Raw genomic sequence first — 258 nt, 5'->3', positions numbered from 1 at the left:
CCCGAAGGCTGGCGCCGGAAGCGTCAGGCCGCCTGGAGGTTACCAGCCGAGTCCTTGCCGCTGCGCTTGTCGGTCTGAATCTCGTAGGAGATCTTCTGACCCTCAATGAGGTTGCGCATGCCAGCGCGCTCGACTGCGGAGATGTGACCGAAGACATCCTTGCCGCCGTCGTCAGGCTGAATGAAGCCGTAGCCCTTGGTCTCGTTGAACCACTTAACAGTGCCGGTATTCACGAAATAGATCCTCGTATCGTTCGTC

At 58.9% G+C, this 258-nt stretch carries 1 protein-coding gene; it reads right to left on the bottom strand.

What is annotated here, in order from left to right:
* Nucleotides 1–23 precede the first annotated feature (23 nt).
* Entirely contained in the window at nucleotides 24–233 is a 210-nt protein-coding gene (locus tag CVH10_RS22105; protein ID WP_106489432.1) for a cold-shock protein, read from the bottom strand.
* Between the last annotated feature and the right edge of the window lie 25 nt (nucleotides 234–258).

The organism is Halomonas sp. ND22Bw, from assembly GCF_003011945.1.
Taxonomy (GTDB): Bacteria; Pseudomonadota; Gammaproteobacteria; order Pseudomonadales; family Halomonadaceae; genus Halomonas; species Halomonas halophila.
This window is presented reverse-complemented; position numbering and strand designations above follow the sequence as displayed.